Origin of the sequence: Halorubrum tebenquichense DSM 14210, from assembly GCF_000337415.1 — an archaeon.
Classification (GTDB): Archaea; Halobacteriota; Halobacteria; order Halobacteriales; family Haloferacaceae; genus Halorubrum; species Halorubrum tebenquichense.
Genome location: NZ_AOJD01000003.1, coordinates 22,330 through 37,472, shown reverse-complemented (window position 1 = coordinate 37,472; position 15,143 = coordinate 22,330). Strand labels below are relative to the sequence as shown.

29 protein-coding genes and 1 tRNA gene are annotated in these 15,143 nt (G+C 66.9%); 26 read left to right on the top strand and 4 right to left on the bottom strand.

The window, feature by feature from the left end; translation table 11 throughout:
- Positions 1-287: dTMP kinase (locus tag C472_RS00595; RefSeq protein ID WP_006627830.1), on the top strand; the 287-nt coding region annotated here is incomplete at its 5' end.
- Positions 288-305: 18 nt separating this feature from the next.
- On the opposite strand, the gene C472_RS00590 is transcribed toward C472_RS00595, so the two are convergent.
- Together C472_RS00590 and C472_RS00585 are read right to left on the bottom strand one after the other, a co-directional pair.
- Positions 306-629, bottom strand: coding sequence for a hypothetical protein (locus tag C472_RS00590; RefSeq protein ID WP_006627829.1), 324 nt, complete (start codon positions 627-629; stop codon positions 306-308).
- 77 nt (positions 630-706) lie between these two features.
- The gene (locus C472_RS00585) at positions 707-1,216 is read right to left on the bottom strand and encodes a DUF5813 family protein (protein ID WP_006627828.1); all 510 of its coding nucleotides are present in this window, start codon (positions 1,214-1,216) and stop codon (positions 707-709) included.
- A 153-nt stretch (positions 1,217-1,369) separates the two neighbouring features.
- On the opposite strand from C472_RS00585, the gene C472_RS00580 reads away from it, so the two are divergent.
- From C472_RS00580 to pyrF, 3 genes are all read left to right on the top strand, one after another.
- The gene (locus tag C472_RS00580) at positions 1,370-2,686 is read left to right on the top strand and encodes a carboxylate--amine ligase (protein ID WP_006627827.1); all 1,317 of its coding nucleotides are present in this window, start codon (positions 1,370-1,372) and stop codon (positions 2,684-2,686) included.
- A gap of 191 nt (positions 2,687-2,877) precedes the next feature.
- Positions 2,878-3,765 (top strand): substrate-binding domain-containing protein, encoded by an 888-nt coding sequence (locus C472_RS00575; RefSeq protein WP_193788333.1) that lies wholly within the window; start codon positions 2,878-2,880, stop codon positions 3,763-3,765.
- A gap of 73 nt (positions 3,766-3,838) precedes the next feature.
- A complete protein-coding gene (pyrF, locus tag C472_RS00570) occupies positions 3,839-4,669 on the top strand; it encodes an orotidine-5'-phosphate decarboxylase (protein WP_006627825.1) in 831 nt (276 codons plus the stop codon).
- A gap of 16 nt (positions 4,670-4,685) precedes the next feature.
- Here the strand turns inward: pyrF and C472_RS17405 are convergent, their stop codons facing one another.
- Entirely contained in the window at positions 4,686-4,826 is a 141-nt protein-coding gene (locus tag C472_RS17405; protein WP_006627824.1) for a hypothetical protein, read from the bottom strand.
- A 50-nt stretch (positions 4,827-4,876) separates the two neighbouring features.
- On the opposite strand from C472_RS17405, the gene trmY reads away from it, so the two are divergent.
- From trmY to C472_RS17395, 20 genes are all read left to right on the top strand, one after another.
- On the top strand, positions 4,877-5,500 hold the full coding sequence (gene trmY, locus C472_RS00565) for a tRNA (pseudouridine(54)-N(1))-methyltransferase TrmY (protein WP_006627823.1): 624 nt from the start codon (positions 4,877-4,879) through the stop codon (positions 5,498-5,500).
- Positions 5,481-5,915 carry a CHY zinc finger protein gene (locus C472_RS00560; protein WP_193788332.1) on the top strand — a complete coding sequence of 145 codons (435 nt, stop codon included), beginning with the start codon at positions 5,481-5,483 and terminating at the stop codon, positions 5,913-5,915. The genes trmY and C472_RS00560 overlap by 20 nt, the downstream gene beginning before the upstream one ends.
- Before the next feature lie 423 nt (positions 5,916-6,338).
- Positions 6,339-6,411: transfer RNA gene (locus C472_RS00555), tRNA-Pro, on the top strand.
- A 73-nt stretch (positions 6,412-6,484) separates the two neighbouring features.
- Positions 6,485-6,823 (top strand): hypothetical protein, encoded by a 339-nt coding sequence (locus C472_RS00550; RefSeq protein WP_006627821.1) that lies wholly within the window; start codon positions 6,485-6,487, stop codon positions 6,821-6,823.
- Positions 6,820-7,287, top strand: a complete 468-nt coding sequence (locus tag C472_RS00545) for a hypothetical protein (RefSeq protein ID WP_241432937.1) — start codon at positions 6,820-6,822, stop codon at positions 7,285-7,287. Before C472_RS00550 ends, C472_RS00545 begins: the two co-directional genes overlap by 4 nt.
- A 268-nt stretch (positions 7,288-7,555) precedes the next feature.
- Positions 7,556-8,359, top strand: a complete 804-nt coding sequence (locus C472_RS00540; protein WP_006627819.1) for a hypothetical protein — start codon at positions 7,556-7,558, stop codon at positions 8,357-8,359.
- Positions 8,356-8,946 carry a hypothetical protein gene (locus C472_RS00535; RefSeq protein ID WP_006627818.1) on the top strand — a complete coding sequence of 197 codons (591 nt, stop codon included), beginning with the start codon at positions 8,356-8,358 and terminating at the stop codon, positions 8,944-8,946. Before C472_RS00540 ends, C472_RS00535 begins: the two co-directional genes overlap by 4 nt.
- Positions 8,939-9,460: a hypothetical protein gene (locus C472_RS00530; protein ID WP_006627817.1), complete on the top strand. Its 522-nt coding sequence runs from the start codon at positions 8,939-8,941 to the stop codon at positions 9,458-9,460. The genes C472_RS00535 and C472_RS00530 overlap by 8 nt, the downstream gene beginning before the upstream one ends.
- Positions 9,457-9,711 carry a hypothetical protein gene (locus C472_RS00525; protein ID WP_006627816.1) on the top strand — a complete coding sequence of 85 codons (255 nt, stop codon included), beginning with the start codon at positions 9,457-9,459 and terminating at the stop codon, positions 9,709-9,711. Before C472_RS00530 ends, C472_RS00525 begins: the two co-directional genes overlap by 4 nt.
- Positions 9,711-10,124 carry a hypothetical protein gene (locus C472_RS00520; protein ID WP_006627815.1) on the top strand — a complete coding sequence of 138 codons (414 nt, stop codon included), beginning with the start codon at positions 9,711-9,713 and terminating at the stop codon, positions 10,122-10,124. Before C472_RS00525 ends, C472_RS00520 begins: the two co-directional genes overlap by 1 nt.
- Positions 10,124-10,483, top strand: coding sequence for an HNH endonuclease (locus C472_RS00515; RefSeq protein ID WP_006627814.1), 360 nt, complete (start codon positions 10,124-10,126; stop codon positions 10,481-10,483). The genes C472_RS00520 and C472_RS00515 overlap by 1 nt, the downstream gene beginning before the upstream one ends.
- Complete coding sequence (locus C472_RS00510) at positions 10,476-10,766, top strand: hypothetical protein (RefSeq protein ID WP_006627813.1); 291 nt, start codon at positions 10,476-10,478, stop codon at positions 10,764-10,766. Before C472_RS00515 ends, C472_RS00510 begins: the two co-directional genes overlap by 8 nt.
- Positions 10,759-10,980 carry a hypothetical protein gene (locus C472_RS00505; protein WP_152420556.1) on the top strand — a complete coding sequence of 74 codons (222 nt, stop codon included), beginning with the start codon at positions 10,759-10,761 and terminating at the stop codon, positions 10,978-10,980. The genes C472_RS00510 and C472_RS00505 overlap by 8 nt, the downstream gene beginning before the upstream one ends.
- Entirely contained in the window at positions 10,973-11,494 is a 522-nt protein-coding gene (locus C472_RS00500; protein WP_006627811.1) for a hypothetical protein, read from the top strand. Before C472_RS00505 ends, C472_RS00500 begins: the two co-directional genes overlap by 8 nt.
- Positions 11,491-12,084, top strand: coding sequence for a DUF6884 domain-containing protein (locus C472_RS00495; RefSeq protein ID WP_006627810.1), 594 nt, complete (start codon positions 11,491-11,493; stop codon positions 12,082-12,084). The genes C472_RS00500 and C472_RS00495 overlap by 4 nt, the downstream gene beginning before the upstream one ends.
- Positions 12,077-12,379 carry a hypothetical protein gene (locus tag C472_RS00490; RefSeq protein ID WP_152420555.1) on the top strand — a complete coding sequence of 101 codons (303 nt, stop codon included), beginning with the start codon at positions 12,077-12,079 and terminating at the stop codon, positions 12,377-12,379. The genes C472_RS00495 and C472_RS00490 overlap by 8 nt, the downstream gene beginning before the upstream one ends.
- Complete coding sequence (locus C472_RS00485; RefSeq protein ID WP_152420554.1) at positions 12,369-12,602, top strand: hypothetical protein; 234 nt, start codon at positions 12,369-12,371, stop codon at positions 12,600-12,602. Before C472_RS00490 ends, C472_RS00485 begins: the two co-directional genes overlap by 11 nt.
- Entirely contained in the window at positions 12,592-12,942 is a 351-nt protein-coding gene (locus tag C472_RS16710; RefSeq protein WP_152420553.1) for a hypothetical protein, read from the top strand. The genes C472_RS00485 and C472_RS16710 overlap by 11 nt, the downstream gene beginning before the upstream one ends.
- A 316-nt stretch (positions 12,943-13,258) precedes the next feature.
- Entirely contained in the window at positions 13,259-13,411 is a 153-nt protein-coding gene (locus tag C472_RS17400; RefSeq protein ID WP_162832657.1) for a hypothetical protein, read from the top strand.
- 89 nt (positions 13,412-13,500) lie between these two features.
- Complete coding sequence (locus C472_RS17395) at positions 13,501-13,647, top strand: hypothetical protein (RefSeq protein ID WP_006627806.1); 147 nt, start codon at positions 13,501-13,503, stop codon at positions 13,645-13,647.
- Positions 13,648-13,695: 48 nt separating this feature from the next.
- Here the strand turns inward: C472_RS17395 and C472_RS17205 are convergent, their stop codons facing one another.
- Positions 13,696-13,845, bottom strand: coding sequence for a hypothetical protein (locus C472_RS17205; protein WP_006627805.1), 150 nt, complete (start codon positions 13,843-13,845; stop codon positions 13,696-13,698).
- Between the two features lie 442 nt (positions 13,846-14,287).
- On the opposite strand from C472_RS17205, the gene C472_RS17390 reads away from it, so the two are divergent.
- Positions 14,288-14,440, top strand: a complete 153-nt coding sequence (locus C472_RS17390; protein ID WP_007998983.1) for a hypothetical protein — start codon at positions 14,288-14,290, stop codon at positions 14,438-14,440.
- Positions 14,433-15,113, top strand: coding sequence for a recombinase family protein (locus tag C472_RS00480; protein WP_006627803.1), 681 nt, complete (start codon positions 14,433-14,435; stop codon positions 15,111-15,113). Before C472_RS17390 ends, C472_RS00480 begins: the two co-directional genes overlap by 8 nt.
- The last annotated feature ends 30 nt before the right edge of the window (positions 15,114-15,143 follow it).

Genomic DNA, 15,143 nt, shown 5'->3' with positions numbered 1-15,143 from the left:
GCGTCGACATCCAGCGGCCGATGGAGTACGTCCAAGGGGTCCACGCGGCGTTCTCCCGCGAGCCGGACGCGACCGTCTACCTCGACCTCGACCCGGAGACCGCGGCCGAGCGCGCCGGGCGGACGGACAAGTTCGAGCGCGACGGCTACCTCGCGGCCGTCGGCGAGAACTACGAGCGCCTGCTGGACGCCGACCCCGGGCGCTTCCACCGCGTCGACGCGACGCGCTCGCCGGAGGACGTCATCGCGCGGGTGGAATCGATCGTCGCGGACCTACTCGACCGCTGATTCGGAAAAACGACCGCGTCAGCGCGTGTCCGGCAGGTCGTACTCCTCGGGCGACGGCACGTAGAGGTAGTCGATCGCGACCCCCAACGCGAGCGGGAGCGCGATGAGCAGCGCCAAGAGGATCGTCGAGCTGCCGACGTCGATCCCGGTCCCGACACCGAGCGCGCCCGCGAACACCAGCGTCGAGACGAGCAACAGCAGAGGGGTCAACACGAGCGTGTACACGGCCGACCCCCACCTGGTCGACAGCTGGAGCCGGAAGAATCGGGTGGCGACCCCGGCGAGGAACGTGTGGAACGCGACCAGCGCGAGGAGGCTGCCGAACCCGAACAGCGCGAGCATGGGCGTCGTACGGGCCGCCGACACTTGCCCCTATCGACCGCAGCGGCCCACACCGATCCGACCCGGGCCTCGCGGCCTCAGACCGCGCCGTCGTTCCCGTGTCGCCGCGCGGCCGAGAGCAGCTCCGCGACCGGCCCCGTGTACTCGTAGCCGGGGATGACGCCCTGAACGTACGTCCCCTCGACGAAGTCGATCAGCGCGCCCGCGTCGTCGACGCCGCGCCGCTCGTTGATATCCGTCAGCGCGTAGGTGACAGCGATCTCGTCGCCGCCGGTCTCGACGGCGGGGTCGAACTCGCGCTCGCGGCGCGTGACGCCGCCGACGTCGACGACGCGGCGCTCGAACGTGTCGGCCCAGCCGTCCTCGACCACGTCGGCGACCTCGTCGGCGGTGACTGCGGAGAGGGTCGGCACCCGGACCGTGACCGTGAACCGGGTCCGACCCTCGTCGGCCGGCGCAGCGCGGACGGTCCCGTCGAAGGCGGTGGTCGTCGAGACCCAGCCGTCGCCGTCGCGCTCGAAGGAGCCGTGGTCCGCGAACGCCCGGCGGACGCGGTCGGGGAGTTCGTCGTCCTCGATTTCGGTCATACCGATCCGGAGGCGACGCGGCCTGAAAAGCCGCTCGCGTCGCGGCCGCGGGCCGCCGGCCGAGACGCGGGGGCAGCTCGGATCGCCTCACCGATACGGGCACGCTCGGCCGGTACGTCGGACCCTTTTGTGCGTCGACCGTCGAGGAGGGGTATGGCAGCCCGGTTTCGCTCGACGGAGGGACTGATCGACGCGCTCGCGGACGCCGAGTTCGACCGCCCGCCCGCGCTCGTCAGCAACGCGCACATCACCGGCCTCGGCGTCGCCCGGGCGCTCGACGCCCACGACGTGCCCGTGATCGCGCTCGACCGCGCCGGCGGGAGCGTCGGCGGCGACGCGGACGGCGACGCCGGCAGCGTCACCCACGACGGGCTCGCGCCGCCGTCGGACGCCGTCGACTACGCCGGGGCGGTGACGTACCCGCTCGACGACCTCGACGGGTTCCGCGAGGACGTGGAGGCGATCGTCGACGCCGCGGGTACCGAGGCGGTCGCGTTCGGCTGTATGGACGAGTGGGCGCTGTCGTACGCCGAGGCCGACCCCGAGGGCGTCCGGCTCCCCTTCGCCGGCAGCGACACGCTCGACGACGTGTTGAACAAGTCGGAGCTGTACGCGACCTGCGAGGCGCTCGGCGTCCCCTATCCCGAGACGTACCGGCTGGCGGAGACCGACGCGGCCGGCACCCGCGAGGCCGACGCGACCGTCGACGAGGCGGCCGCCGAACTCGGCTTCCCGCTGGTGGTGAAACCCGAGCTCAAGCGCGACTTCGAGGAGGCGTTCGGCACCAACGTGATCGAGGTCGCGGACCGCGAGGAGTTCGCGGACGTCGTCGCGGCCGCCAGCGACGCGGGGATCGCGGTGATGGCCCAGAAGCGCGTCGACATCGCGACCGGGAAGGACCACTCGCTGGCCTCCTACGTGCCCCCGTCGGGGGCCGACGACGCGCTCGCGGTGGTCGGCAACGCCGCGGTGCGCTACCCCCTGAACTTCGGCACCTCCTGTCTGGTCGAGACGGCCGACGAGCCGGCGATCGAGGAGCGCGCGCTCGCCGTCCTCGACGACGCGGGCTACCACGGGATCAGCGAGGCGGAGTTCGTCTACGACGAGGCCCGCGAGGAGTTCCTGCTCTTAGACGTCAACACGCGGCCGTGGAAGTGGATCTCCATGCCCGTCGCCGCGGGCGCGAACCTCCCGATGGCGGCGTACGCCGCGGTCACCGGCGCGACCTACGAGTCCGACGGGATCGAGCCGACGCGGTGGGTGTACCTCCGGGATTACCTCTCGCTTTTAGCCGGCGACGACGCGTTCTGGGACCAGCTGTCGGCCGCCGACTGGCGGCGGCTGGTGTCTGGCGCGTTCGAGCGCGAGGGCGACCTCACGACCGGCGTGTACCGCCCCTCCGACCCGGAACCGGCGGCGAAGCTGTTCGAGACGGAGTTCGTCGACCGCGAGTACTACTGCTCCTGTTGAGGGAGTCGACCGACGCACACGGACGAGCAGACCGGTCGGTGAGGCCCTCGTTCGGGCCCGCGAGCGACCCGGAAGCCGCGGCGTCGGCCACGACGGAGAGCGACCGGTTCCCCGATCTCGTCGCCGGAGCCGCGACGAACCCGAATGTGGTTTCACAGAAATATTAGGTAACTGTAACCGGTAACGCCGACGTGGACCGTCGTAGCTATCTCCAAGCGGTCGGTGCCGGTGGCGTCGTGTCGCTCGCCGGGTGTGGCGGTGCCGCCCCGACCGACGAGGAGCCGACCGCCTCCGTCCGGTCGCTGACGCTCGCGGCGACGACGACGATCAACGACAGCGGGCTACTCGACGAACTGACGCCGGGGTTCACTCGGGCGTTCGGGCCGGAGGTGAACACGGTCGTGCGCGGGACCGGCGGGGCCTTGCGCACGGCGCGGAACGGCGACTGCGACGTAGTCCTCGTTCACGCCCGTTCCCTAGAGGACGCGTTCCTTCGGGCGGGCGAGGGGACGAACCGCCGGACGGTGATGGTCAACGACTTTCTGGTGGTCGGGCCGCCGGACGATCCGGCGGGGATTGCTGGTTCGCCCCCGGTCACCGCCTTCCGCGATATCGCGAGCGCCGAGGCGGCGTTTCTGTCGCGCGGCGACCGTTCCGGCACGCACATCCGAGAGCGACAGCTCTGGAGCGAGGCCGGCGTCGATCCGACCGGCGACTGGTATGGTGAGACGGGACAGGGAATGGGAAACACGCTCAGCTTGGCCGCGGAGACCGGTTCGTATACGCTGACCGACCGGGGGACGTTTCTCAACGTCGCCGGAGGCGACTTAGCGGCGCACGTCGACCGGGGCATCGAGGACCCCGGACCGCTCCTCCGAAACGAGTACGCGGTCATCCCCGTCAATCCGGGCCGCCACGACGTGGCGTACCCGTTGGCGATGGCGTTCACCGGCCATCTGACCGGCCCCGCTCAAGACGCGATCGAGGAGTTCCGGATCGACGGAGAAGCGGTGTTCCGACCCGTGACCCGGTCGGAATCCCCCGAGTTCGGACAGTACGTTCCGAGCGACTGGCGGTGACGGGCCGTTCGCGGACGCTGTCGCGTCGCCCCCGGAGCAAAACCGTTAGTGCGCCCGCCGACGCAGGGCGCGTATGGACTTCTTCGAGACGCTCGCGGCCCGGATCGACGCGGTCGACAGCGTCGTCTCGGTCGGGCTCGACCCCGACCCGAGCCGGCTCCCCGACCACGTGGCCGACGCCGACCTCCCGCGGTGGGCGTTCAACCGCCGGATCATCGACGCGACCCACGAGCACGCCGCCTGCTACAAGCCGAACGCCGCCTTCTACGAGGACCCCGACGGCTGGCGCGCGCTCCGCGAGACCGCCGCTTACGCCGAGGGGAAGGGCGTCCCCGTCCTGCTGGACGCCAAGCGCGGCGACATCGGCAACACGGCGCGGCGGTACGCCGAGGCGCTCGACTGGGTCGACGGGATCACGGTGAACCCGTACCTCGGGCGCGACTCGCTCCAGCCCTTCCTCGACCGCGCGGACAAGGGCGTGTTCGCGCTCTGTCGCACCTCGAACCCGGGCGGGGCGGACCTCCAGGACCTCGAACTCGCGTCCGGCGAGCCGCTCTACGAGCGCGTCGCCGCGCTCGCGGACGTGTGGAACGCCAACGGCAACGTCGGGCTCGTCGTCGGCGCGACCGCGCCCGAGGAGCTGGAGACGGTCCGCGAGATCGTCCCCGAGATCCCCTTCCTCGTCCCCGGCGTCGGCGCGCAGGGGGGCGACGCCGAGGCCGCGGTCGAACACGGGCTCGCCTCGCGGCCGGACCTCCCGGTCGACGTCGGCCTCGTCAACTCCTCGCGCAGGATCATCTTCGCCGGCGAGGAGTCGAGCCGCCCCGACGACGAGGCGACGTACTTCGGTGCCGCGGGCGACGCGGCCAAGCGGCTCAAAAAGCGGCTGAACCGGCATCGGTAGCGCCGCCCGCCGCCCCCTATCCGCGCCCGGCGGCGCAGCCGGCGCAGGCGCGGGCGGTCTCGTCCCAGTGGTCGTCGCAGACGGCGCGGCCGCAGCGGTCACAGCTGTGCGTCGCGGCCGCCGCCTCGCAGACCTGACAGAGTCCGGTGAGGCTCACGCCGGCCGTTGGGTCGCACCCCTTATGACGATCGGGGGCGACGCGGGCACATGCGCCAGTTCGTCGTCATCGGCCGCGACGTGCCCACCGACCCCGACGCGGTCTCGCTGTCGGATATCCCGGGGGCCGGGCGGCTCGACCTGCTCTGTCGGTGCGTGAGCGCCGGCGTCTTCCTCTCGCACGGCATCCGCGAGTCGGTCCGGGTCCACCTCGTGATCGCCGACGCGTTCACGGTCACCTTCGACGCCGACACGCTCCGGCACCTCCACCCCGACGAGCGCAACGTCGCCGCGCGGGTCCGCGACGCGCTCGCCGCGAAAGAGGACGCCATCGGCCACATGCCCGCGGACGTCTCGCCGGGCGTCGAACTCCGCCGGATGGGCCTCGACGCGACGCTCGACCGGCTCGTCGGTGAGGAGGGCGGCTCCGGCCGAGGTCCCGACGGCACGCTCGTCCAACTCCACGAGGACGGCGACCCGCTCGTCGACGCCGACCCGCCGACCGACCCAGTCTTCGTGCTCTCGGATCACCACGACTTCGCTCCGGCGGCGGCCGAATCGATCGCCGACCGCGCCGAGCGCCGGCTACGGGTCGGGCCCGAACTGCTCCACGCCGACCACACGATCACCGTCGTCCACAACTGGCTCGACACCCATGGCTACGCCAGCTACTGACGGGGCGGGTGCTGACCGCGAGACGACGACCGCGCCCGCAACCGACCCGCGCTTCGCGGTGCCGCTGCGCGGAGTCGCGGTCGATCCCGAGACGCGCTGTGCCCACTGGGACGACCCAGTCGACGTGATCGCGCTCCGGTTCGGCTGCTGTGAGACGTACTACCCCTGTGACGCCTGCCACGACGCGGCCGCCGACCACGAGGCGGTCCCGTGGCCCCGCGAGCGCTTCGACGAGCCGGCGGTGCTGTGCGGGGCCTGTGGAACGACGCTGACCGCCCGGGAGTACCTCGAGAGCGACGTGAACGCCTGTCCCGCGTGTGGGGCCGCGTTCAATCCGGGGTGTCGGAAACATCGCGACCGCTACTTCGAGACCGAAGACGCGGCGGAGTCCGAGAACGGCGACGAGAGCTTATAAATAGAACAAGCGGTGCGGTGGCGCGCGCCGACGAGCGCCCGAAGGGCGCGAGTCGCACGCGCGAGGGAGTCGCGAGCGGACGGGCGACCGAAGGGAGCCCGGAGCGAGCGACGAGGNGCGCGAGTCGCACGCGCGAGGGAGTCGCGAGCGGACGGGCGACCGAAGGGAGCCCGGAGCGAGCGACGAGGCTGGGGAGGCGTGGGGCTGCGGTGGTCGTGGTCGTGGAGTTGGTTCCAACGGAGTCTCTCACGTGTCGCCGAGCGGTTCGGGATTCGAAGTCGTTCGCGCCGGAACCAGCTCGCCACGACTCACGAGTCGTTTCCGGGACAGCGGCGGTGTCGGTGCCACCGGGACGGTGTCCGGCCATCGCGTATCGCCCCCTTTCGGAAGGATTAAAAGAACGAACGGCTTTCGTTCAGGTGCGGGCCGGTGGGGTAGCTTGGTATCCTTCGGCCTTCGGGTGGCCGTAACCACGATTCAAATTCGTGCCGGCCCATAGGATACATATACCTTTTCCACCTTTTTCTTACACTTAGCGGCGCTCTCGCGCCGCGTCGTGAGGTGGCGGCATGAGCGTCGATCGCCGGACGGATCTGGAGGTCGACCTCGACGACAACCGCGCGGTCGCGACGGTTGTCGAGAAGCGGACGATCGAGATCGGAGACCTGTTCAACGACGCTGGCGAGCTGCGGCTCTGGGAAGACTCGGCCGGCTGGAGCGGGTACCTCCGCGAGGTCGTCGACGGCGAGCCGCGATACTTCTCGGTAAACACGCGGTTCGACGAGGACTCGTGGATCGATAAGCTCCGCTGCGGGGAGCAGGCGGTGCGTGACGGGGTTCAGAAACACATCGAGGACCCGAAGGCAGGAAACGCTGGGACGTTCGTCCGGAGGTGTTCGCCGCCATGAGCGCCGGGAATCCTGTCGAGGAGCAACGCGAGCAGATCGCGAACCGTCTCGGCGAGCCGGATCGACTCCAGTTCCCGAGCGAGTGGAAGCTCTCGTCGAGCTGGCGGCGCGCACAGGCCGCGCCGTCGACGGTCGGCGCTGTCAACCCGGCCGAGTTCGACGTCCTCCTCGGCCGCGAGGACGGCGACAGCGAGGTCTCCCGGCACCGCGTGCTGTTCGCGGTCTACGAGGGAGATCTCGTCGCCGAGTGCGACTGTGACGGGCACCGCTTCCGCGACTGGTGCGCTCACGTCGCGCTGCTGTGGTGGCGGTGGAGTCGCGACCAACTCGGCGTCACCGACCTCGACACCGGCGAGACGTACCTCTCGCCGCCGTGGTGGTTCAGCGTCGACGACGTCGAGGCCGACCGCACCGAGACCGACGCGAGTCAGCCGGTCGCGGCCGACGGAGGCGTCAACCGATGACCTCCGTTTCGACTGTTTCGGGTGGAACAACTGGAGCGTACGAGTCGTACGGTTCGGAGAGCCGACCGTACGGCCCCGATTTTACGGCTCTGTCAGACCTCGAAGCCTCTACCGATGATTTAGCGAAACCGTACGGAGGTACGGGGGGCCGTTCGAATCGGTGCCCACGTGGCGCACCCGAGTGTGTGCCCGCGAACTTAGCGCGGCGCGCGCGACGGCGCGCATTATGCGGCCGTCCGGGTGCTCGCAGGCGTAGCGGGGTGTCGGCATGAGCCTCGTCGACGAGTCGGGGCGCTCCGCTGCCTCGGGGGCGATGACGTTCGACGACGAGGGCTGGAACACGACCTACGAGGTTCCGGCCGAAGACCTCTGGATGCTGCTGAAGGACCTCGAAGCGCTCTCCGAGTGGGCGCTCATCGAGTTCCATCCGACGGGGATTGTCGGGCGAGCGCTCGACAAGTCGCACGTTTCGATGGGTCGGACCGTCATTCACGAACAGGAGATCGAAACGGCCGGCGCGCACTGCGAGGTCGGCGTGAACGTCGGCGCGATCGACGAGTTCGACACCATGTTTCTGGCGAGCGGACAGGATGTCGAGATCGAGATCGACCGGGCCGACGAGGAACTGACGGTGAAGGAACCGCCGCTCGCCGAGACGCTGGAGATCAAGCCGGTGTCGGCGACGCGGTCGCAAGAGTGGATCGACGTCGAGTACGGGACGACCGCCCGGATGAAGGGCTGGGAGTTCGTGGGGGCCGTCGACGGCGCGTGCGGAGCGACGGACCTCGGGTTCGTGGTCGAGGCCGACCTGAACGACCTGAACGTCGCGAGCTGCGGCACGCCGTGGGCGACGACGATCGAAGGCGTCGTCACCGAGACGGGATTCGACACGGCGCGCTTCGGCTCGTGGTTCTGGCCGGAGATCACCGAGCGAGTCCAGACCGAGAACGACGTCGAGGTCCGCTTCGGAGACGAGAAGCCGATAGTCGTTCAGATCGAGGACCGCGTCGAGTACGCGGTTGCGCCGCGAATCACTCCCGACGACGAGGAGAACGGGGGTGACGCCGCGTGAGCCGTCTCGATTGGCCCGCTGGCTGGGAACGGACGCCCGAGTCGAAGCGCGATCGGAACCGGAGCTTCGAGGCGACGCTCGGCGCGACGACGAAGGACCTCGCGACGGAGATGGACCGGATGGACGTCGACGCGTGGCGCGGCGAGATCGCGAACGCTCACACGAAGTCGAACGGCCTGCCGCTTCACAACGCGAACCCGGACGATCCGGGGTTCGTGCTGCGGTGGAGCGACAACGAGGAGCAGTTCGCGGTGGCGTGCGACGCGTCGCCGCGGCTCCGCGACAACGTCCGGTACGTCCTGAAGTGGGTCAACGAGACCCGGATGCGGGGGAACCGACCGGTAAAGACGGGAGACACGGAGTTTGCGGCGGCGCGGCTGCCGCCGGGGGACGGCGACGACGCGGTCGTCACGGGCTCGACGCCGACGCCGGCGCACGAAGTACTCGGAGTTCGCGAGAACGCTCCCGACGACGTCGTCGAGGCGGCGGCGCGGGCGCAGAAGGCGTCGGCGCACCCGGACAACGGCGGCTCTCGCGAAGAGTTCCAGGAAGTCGTCGAGGCCGAGGAGGTGATGCTCAGTGAGTGATGTCGACGGGCGGGTCGCGAAGGCGAAGATCCGCGATCAGGCGCTGCTCGAAGCACTCGAAGACGCGGAAGAGGAGCACGGGTCGCTCGCTGAGGCGTTGCGGCACGCGGTCTCGACGACGTACGTCGACACCGAAAGCGACGAGACGGCGACCCCGAGCGACGAGATCCCGGCGAAGGCGCGCGACGCACACCGGAAGCTCGTCGAGTGGGCCGGGATCGGCGGTCGGCTCGAACTCGACACGGCCGAGTCGGTACTGGCGAACCACCTGAACATTCAGAAGGAGGCGGTTCGGAAGGTGACGCTCCAGCCGCTGAAGGCGAACAACGCGGTCGCACTCCACCAGGGGCTTCACGAGGTGACACTCGTGGTCGGCCGTCTCGACGGAGACGACATCGAGGCGCGCGACCGGCCGGCGTCGACGTCCTCGGGCGACGCGGTCGCGGATGGTGGCGAGGCTCGCGAGCGGCTCGACGAGCTCGCCGAAGCCGTCGACGGAGGTGAGTCGGCGTGAGCCCGCCCGTCTCGGCACCGTACGGGTGGAGCAAAGATTCGGAGCCGCCGGCGATCGAGGATGTCGAGAAGTCGCCCGACGACTCGCCGGAACCCTACGAGGTCGACGTCGACGAGTGGCGGATCGTCTCGGCGGAATGCTGTGCCTGCGAGGAAGAGACGACGCTGTACCTGGAGCCGGGCGACGATTCGGCGTGGGAACACGACGAGCAGCATCCGAGCCACCTCGTCCACTACTGGAGGGTCGAGTGATGCTGTCGAACGACGAACTCGCGGGACTCGGCGTCGGTCTTTCAGTCGGTGCGGGCGCGGCGCTGATATCGCCGGGTGTCGGGATCGGAATCGGTGTCTACGGGGTCGGAGCGATTCTGGTCGCGATATGGCGAGACCGCCGCGAGCGCGACGACAGCGACACCGACGAGGTCGCGACGGACGGGGGAACGATGCCACGCGACCCGCCGCAGGAAGCGGCACCGGAGCAGCCAGCGGTCCTCGACGTCGAGGTCGAAGGCGACCGCGTCCTCGGCTCGGCCGAGCGGGGCGACGTCTCCCTCGTCGTGGAAGCGCCGGCCGGGATCTCCGAAGAGGAGCTCGAAGCGACGCTCAACGACCTCCCGGAGCGGATGACGCGCACTGCGGCGCTGTTCGACGGAGGTGACGACTGATGTCGGGCGCTCGTTTCGAGACGAAGCCCGGCAGCGACTCCGGGAGCGGCTACGAGCGGTGGCGCTCGTACGAACTCCGGCCGTCGACCGAGGTCGAGGGTAAGGAGGACGTCTACGTGGCGCACCACCGGCTGCTCGCGGTCGTGGAGTGCTACGCGGCGTCGACGCCGCTGTGGGCGATTCTCGCGGACCTCGACGGCAAGGACGTTCACCACGAGAACGGCGTGAAGTGGGACAACCGGCCCGAGAACATCGAGCCGGTCGACCACGGCGAACACGCGGCGCTTCACGCGACGACAGCAGGCGAGACACCGACCCCGGATGCGGGTAGGGTCGAGGAGGTACCGGCCGATGACTGACGAGACGACGACTCAGACCATGAGCACGGACACCGACGACGACTACGAAGGGAACAGGATGCTGCCGTCGAACGCGATCGCGACGACGGCGCTCGACGAGCCGGCAGAGTACGCGGGCGGCGAGCGGCTCTACGCGGTGCTGTTCGATGCGGACTACGACGCGATGAGCCTCGACGCGAACGGAGATCTCGCGCTCCTGGTCGACGCCGAGCAGGCGGCGGCGCTGCGGGACCAGTTCGGAGAGATCGCGACGGAGCTGGAGGACGGTGATCGCGATGAGTGAGCAGTCCGAGGCTGCCGTTGATCACAAAAATCCGATGTACTGCCCGGAGTGCCACGAGTTGGTTCCGGAGTGGTGGGACAAGTACGACGAGACCTTCGCCTGCCCCCAGTGCCGGTCGATGACGTACGAGAGCAAAGAAGACTACATCGAGGCCACGCACGGCGTCGCTCGCTGGCGTCGAGAGAACGGATACGAGGGTGGTATCGATGCCTGAACAGTCCGACGGAGAAGTTGAGCAGACGGACCCTGTGACAGCGCTAACCGAGGCGATCGATAAGCACATCGACGATGACGACCGCCCCGGAGCGTCTGTTGGGCCTGTCGTTGAGGAGATGCTGAGCGACTCGACGATCGACATCGGAGATGTTGCTCACGCGCTGAAGGAGGCGTACTTCCACGGAGTCGTCTACCAACCATCTCAGTCGAGAGTTGCGCGAGTTGCCACCGACGGAGGTGAGATCACCCGAGAAGTTGAACGCGAAGAGTGCGCCGAGTGTGGGGGTCCGATTGATCCCACCGAGCCGGGGCACTACAAGAGCGCCGACGACGAGACGTTCCTTCACTCGGTGTGTTTCGAGGAGGGTGAGCCGTCGAAGGTTCTCGATCTGATCGACGAATACCCGTTCGAGCGGCAGGGCGCACGACAGTACGGTTGCGGCCACTACGCTCACGGTCCGCTCGGAGAACTGCCTGACGAGTGCCCTGAGTGTGAGGTGCCCGCGCCATGAGCCGCGATCAATCCGGAGACGAGACCACGCAGACGCTCGCCGTCATCGGCTGCGGAAACGCGAAGCGCGACGAGGCCTCGCCGGCGCGGGACCTCTACACCTCGAACTACTTCGCGCTCAAGCTGGAGTACGCAGACCACTTCGCCGACCGCGTCGTCATCCTGAGCGCCGAACACGGCCTCGTGTGGTCGAAGCGGACGATCGACCCCTACGACACTACCCTCGACGACCGCGACCGGGAGGCACTGGTCGACGACGTTACGTGGTCGCTCCGCTCGCCGTTCACCGACCACTCTCACACCGACGAGGTCCTGCTACTCGCCGGCCGCGACTACGCGAGGGTCTACTTCGACGCCATCGACTGCGAGGACGAGATCGCGTTCGACCCGCTCGGTCCGCAGCTCGACGTGGTCGACGTGTTCGCCGAAGCGGACCTCGGCGGGATCGGCGAGCAAATGGGGTGGATCCGGCGTGCGGTCGACAAAGACCTCCGGCAACCGGACGGCGGTGAGACCGAACAGCAAACCGGTCTCACGCGGTTCTCCGGGCGCACGAAGCCGGCGGCGACGGACGGTGGTCGCCGTGACTGATCGATCCACCGACGACGTCGACCACGTCCCGCCGAAGTTCCAGGGCACCGCGGTAAAGGCAGACAGCTTCGGACTGTGGGTGCTGACGGTCTCAGGGCAGTGTTCCTGCGGCGCGACCGACTGGGGTATCGCGCCGGACTGGAAGGTGCCCGCGGAGCACGGCGGCGGCTACATGACGACCACGTGTCCGGAGTGCCTCGGCACGATGGAGTTCTCCGAGCAGTGGGAACGCGCCGACCGGCTCGTCTCGGAGTACAGTGAGCTTAAGCCCCGAGGTGAGGCGCGTGCCCAGTGAGAGTCTCAAGTCGATGGCGAGCATCGAGTTCGCGGCGTTCCTCGCCGTCTTCGTGCCGTCGTTCGTGTTCCTCTCGCTGCTACTGGAGCCGCTCCAGATGCCGACGTGGGCGGTACTCGGGCTCGGGATGCTGTTCGGAGAGGTCACGAATCGCGCCGTCGACTGGTTCACCGAGCGATACGCTCGACGAGTGGGCGCGACGGAGGTGGCTGATGTCGAGTGAGCAAGAGACTGAGGAGATCGCACACGAGCCCCAAGAACTGAACACGGGCCAACTCCGACAAGAGTTAGCGAAAATTGTCGGCTTTGATCACAAGCAGAGATGGTCCGCATGGGGGAATCCAAGCACATTCACTAATGGCGAGCTATCTGCTCTGGTCAACTACCTTCGGTTCCACGAAGACAAAAAACCGCAACCGGTTGGTAAGAACACGACCAAAATCAAGTTGGAAAAAGAGATTTCTGAGCGATCTGGTTATGAAAACTCGGTTGGGAGACTGCGGAAGCCAGAGCTAATCAAAGCGCTACAACACTTCAGAGAGGTTGAAAATGACTCAGAGTGAGAAACCCGATGTATTCAACAAACAGGTCGTTGAGTCGCTCCCGTCGCCGGCAGAGATGACCGAGATGGAGATCGAGTACCGACGGACTCTCTTAGCGCACTGGACACAGATACAAAACCACGCTCTCGTAGAGGGCTGCGATTATCACAGAGACCGATGACGGGAGATCAATCTGCTGTAGGACTCTCGCAAGACGAACTTGCCACGGTCATCGCAGAACTACACGACCACCGAGAGATGTCGTTCGGAGAGATCGCGATGTGCGTCCCGAGACGGCGGAATACAATCGAGGAACTCTACGAGGAACATGGTGGCTATGGCCAGTGAGAAGTCCTCCGGCGAGATGTACCGCTGCGCCAGCTGCGACGCAACCTTCGACGACTACGTCGTCCTCGACGACGACAGCATCGCTGGGACTGCGGCCTGTCCGGAGTGTCGGCAGCCGTCACTTCGGCTGGCTCGTGACTGACTCGGCTTGCTGATTGATCGCGAGCCACTTTCACTTTCACTCTAAGGGTATGGCTCGCATCTAAGTTTAATCCGTTCAGTCTGTCGAATATGGAACGAGAGAAACTCTCGAAGGAAGAGTTCGACCAGGCACTAGATGATCTGGAACGGCTGGGGCTGATCGAGTCGTACGAAGAGGACGGCGAGACATACTACCGAGCGACGGATCCGTCGATATCGGCATTCGACCTCGAATAGGTGGAGCATAAGTTTCTATCGCGGTATGCGGCTTATTCCTGTGGCGTATTACAGGCGCTGGATCTCTACGTTCCCAGCGCCACACAGCGGGCAGTAGTCGATCTGCGTCTCGGACCCGGCCTGTACGCCCTCGACTTCGGTCTCGCCCTTACAGCTGCCACAGCGTAGCTTCACGTGCGCGGGTGTGATCGCGGTCATGGACGTGATCCGGCAGCGCCCAACTTAGTTCTCTGGATGGTGGTGCGTTTGCGAAGTAAGGAGTGGTGGGCAGATTATTTTGTAGATGATTTTATTAGTCTCGGTTCCGTTTCTTGTGGTAGGTGGTGACGTATGTGCTTAAACAAGCTGATACGACCGATGTCGCGCTCGCCGTAGTAGCGGCAGCGCTAGCCGTGATCGGCGTACCACTCCCGATTATCGCAGCAGTCGTTTTCACCCTTGCCGTCAGTAAAGAACTGAATTAGCTGTAGGTGCTGCGATATCTACAGCTAGTTCACCTTATTACGTGCGCTGTGATGAGCGTCGACGCGAACGGAGATCTCGCGCAAGTCGTTGCTCTCATGTGGCGTCCAGAAAACCGGGGTTATCTGAACACCACAATTAGAACTAAGTTCAGGCCTAACTATAGGCCTATACAGAGATGGCGAAAACGAGAGTCAGTCAGGGGGCCAACGGACAGTACAAAGTGACGGTTCCGAAGGGGCTCGCCGAGGCGATGGACCTCGACGGGAAGCGGCTCGACTGGAAGGTCAAGTCGGGGAGTTCTCTGGAGGTGACCGTAGTCGATGAGTAGGGCGCTCGCGTGGATCCGGAAGTCGAAGGGCGAAGAGTCCGACGTCGGTCTCGAAGAGCAGCGCGAGCTGGTCAGAGCACTCGCTGACGATCTTGCTGACGAGGTAGAGTTACTCGATCTCGGTGTCCATACTGGCTTCTCGACGATGACGCGAGATGATCCAGCGGGGCTACTCGACCAGAACGAGCGCGTTCAAGAGCGCGTCTCCGAGCTCGAAGCGGGAGAGTACTCGCACCTCGTCGCGTGGGATGATCGCCGAATCTGCCGCGACGAGTACTTCTCGATGATCCAGTACGCGGCCGAACAGGGCGACGCCGAGATCGTCTACATCGGCGATGTCAACGAGGACGATCTCACGTTCGACCTGAAGCGCCGTATCGAGCGCGACACCAAAGAGGAGGAGATCGAGAAGTCACGACGAGCGATCGAGCGTCGGAAAGAGCAGGGATACGATCACGGTCGCCCGCGATTTGGGATGACGTACGACGCTGCCGGCAAGTATCAGGTGCCGGGAGAGGAGTTCGACACAGTCCTGAAGATCTTCCGTCTCGACAACGCAGGGAAGAGTCGACGGGAAATCGCTGACGAGGTCAGTGTCCCGACGTCGACCGTCCAAAAGGTCATCGAGCGCCGCGAGTGGTACGTCGAGCGCGAACAGATGGCCGAGGCGTAGCCTACTCCGTCAACTTCGTCGAAAAAGTCG

What these genes read in the sequence shown, in the direction of transcription:
- C472_RS00590 (WP_006627829.1), bottom strand. Translation starts at nt 629, where the DNA reads ATGCTCGCGCTGTTCGGGTTCGGCAGCCTCCTCGCGCTGGTCGCGTTC.
- C472_RS00585 (WP_006627828.1), bottom strand. Translation starts at nt 1,216, where the DNA reads ATGACCGAAATCGAGGACGACGAACTCCCCGACCGCGTCCGCCGGGCG.
- C472_RS00580 (WP_006627827.1), top strand. Translation starts at nt 1,370, where the DNA reads ATGGCAGCCCGGTTTCGCTCGACGGAGGGACTGATCGACGCGCTCGCG.
- pyrF (WP_006627825.1), top strand. Translation starts at nt 3,839, where the DNA reads ATGGACTTCTTCGAGACGCTCGCGGCCCGGATCGACGCGGTCGACAGC.
- trmY (WP_006627823.1), top strand. Translation starts at nt 4,877, where the DNA reads ATGCGCCAGTTCGTCGTCATCGGCCGCGACGTGCCCACCGACCCCGAC.
- C472_RS00560 (WP_193788332.1), top strand. Translation starts at nt 5,481, where the DNA reads ATGGCTACGCCAGCTACTGACGGGGCGGGTGCTGACCGCGAGACGACG.
- C472_RS00550 (WP_006627821.1), top strand. Translation starts at nt 6,485, where the DNA reads ATGAGCGTCGATCGCCGGACGGATCTGGAGGTCGACCTCGACGACAAC.
- C472_RS00545 (WP_241432937.1), top strand. Translation starts at nt 6,820, where the DNA reads ATGAGCGCCGGGAATCCTGTCGAGGAGCAACGCGAGCAGATCGCGAAC.
- C472_RS00540 (WP_006627819.1), top strand. Translation starts at nt 7,556, where the DNA reads ATGAGCCTCGTCGACGAGTCGGGGCGCTCCGCTGCCTCGGGGGCGATG.
- C472_RS00520 (WP_006627815.1), top strand. Translation starts at nt 9,711, where the DNA reads ATGCTGTCGAACGACGAACTCGCGGGACTCGGCGTCGGTCTTTCAGTC.
- C472_RS00515 (WP_006627814.1), top strand. Translation starts at nt 10,124, where the DNA reads ATGTCGGGCGCTCGTTTCGAGACGAAGCCCGGCAGCGACTCCGGGAGC.
- C472_RS00510 (WP_006627813.1), top strand. Translation starts at nt 10,476, where the DNA reads ATGACTGACGAGACGACGACTCAGACCATGAGCACGGACACCGACGAC.
- C472_RS00505 (WP_152420556.1), top strand. Translation starts at nt 10,759, where the DNA reads ATGAGTGAGCAGTCCGAGGCTGCCGTTGATCACAAAAATCCGATGTAC.
- C472_RS00500 (WP_006627811.1), top strand. Translation starts at nt 10,973, where the DNA reads ATGCCTGAACAGTCCGACGGAGAAGTTGAGCAGACGGACCCTGTGACA.
- C472_RS00495 (WP_006627810.1), top strand. Translation starts at nt 11,491, where the DNA reads ATGAGCCGCGATCAATCCGGAGACGAGACCACGCAGACGCTCGCCGTC.
- C472_RS16710 (WP_152420553.1), top strand. Translation starts at nt 12,592, where the DNA reads ATGTCGAGTGAGCAAGAGACTGAGGAGATCGCACACGAGCCCCAAGAA.
- C472_RS17400 (WP_162832657.1), top strand. Translation starts at nt 13,259, where the DNA reads ATGGCCAGTGAGAAGTCCTCCGGCGAGATGTACCGCTGCGCCAGCTGC.
- C472_RS17395 (WP_006627806.1), top strand. Translation starts at nt 13,501, where the DNA reads ATGGAACGAGAGAAACTCTCGAAGGAAGAGTTCGACCAGGCACTAGAT.
- C472_RS17205 (WP_006627805.1), bottom strand. Translation starts at nt 13,845, where the DNA reads ATGACCGCGATCACACCCGCGCACGTGAAGCTACGCTGTGGCAGCTGT.
- C472_RS17390 (WP_007998983.1), top strand. Translation starts at nt 14,288, where the DNA reads ATGGCGAAAACGAGAGTCAGTCAGGGGGCCAACGGACAGTACAAAGTG.
- C472_RS00480 (WP_006627803.1), top strand. Translation starts at nt 14,433, where the DNA reads ATGAGTAGGGCGCTCGCGTGGATCCGGAAGTCGAAGGGCGAAGAGTCC.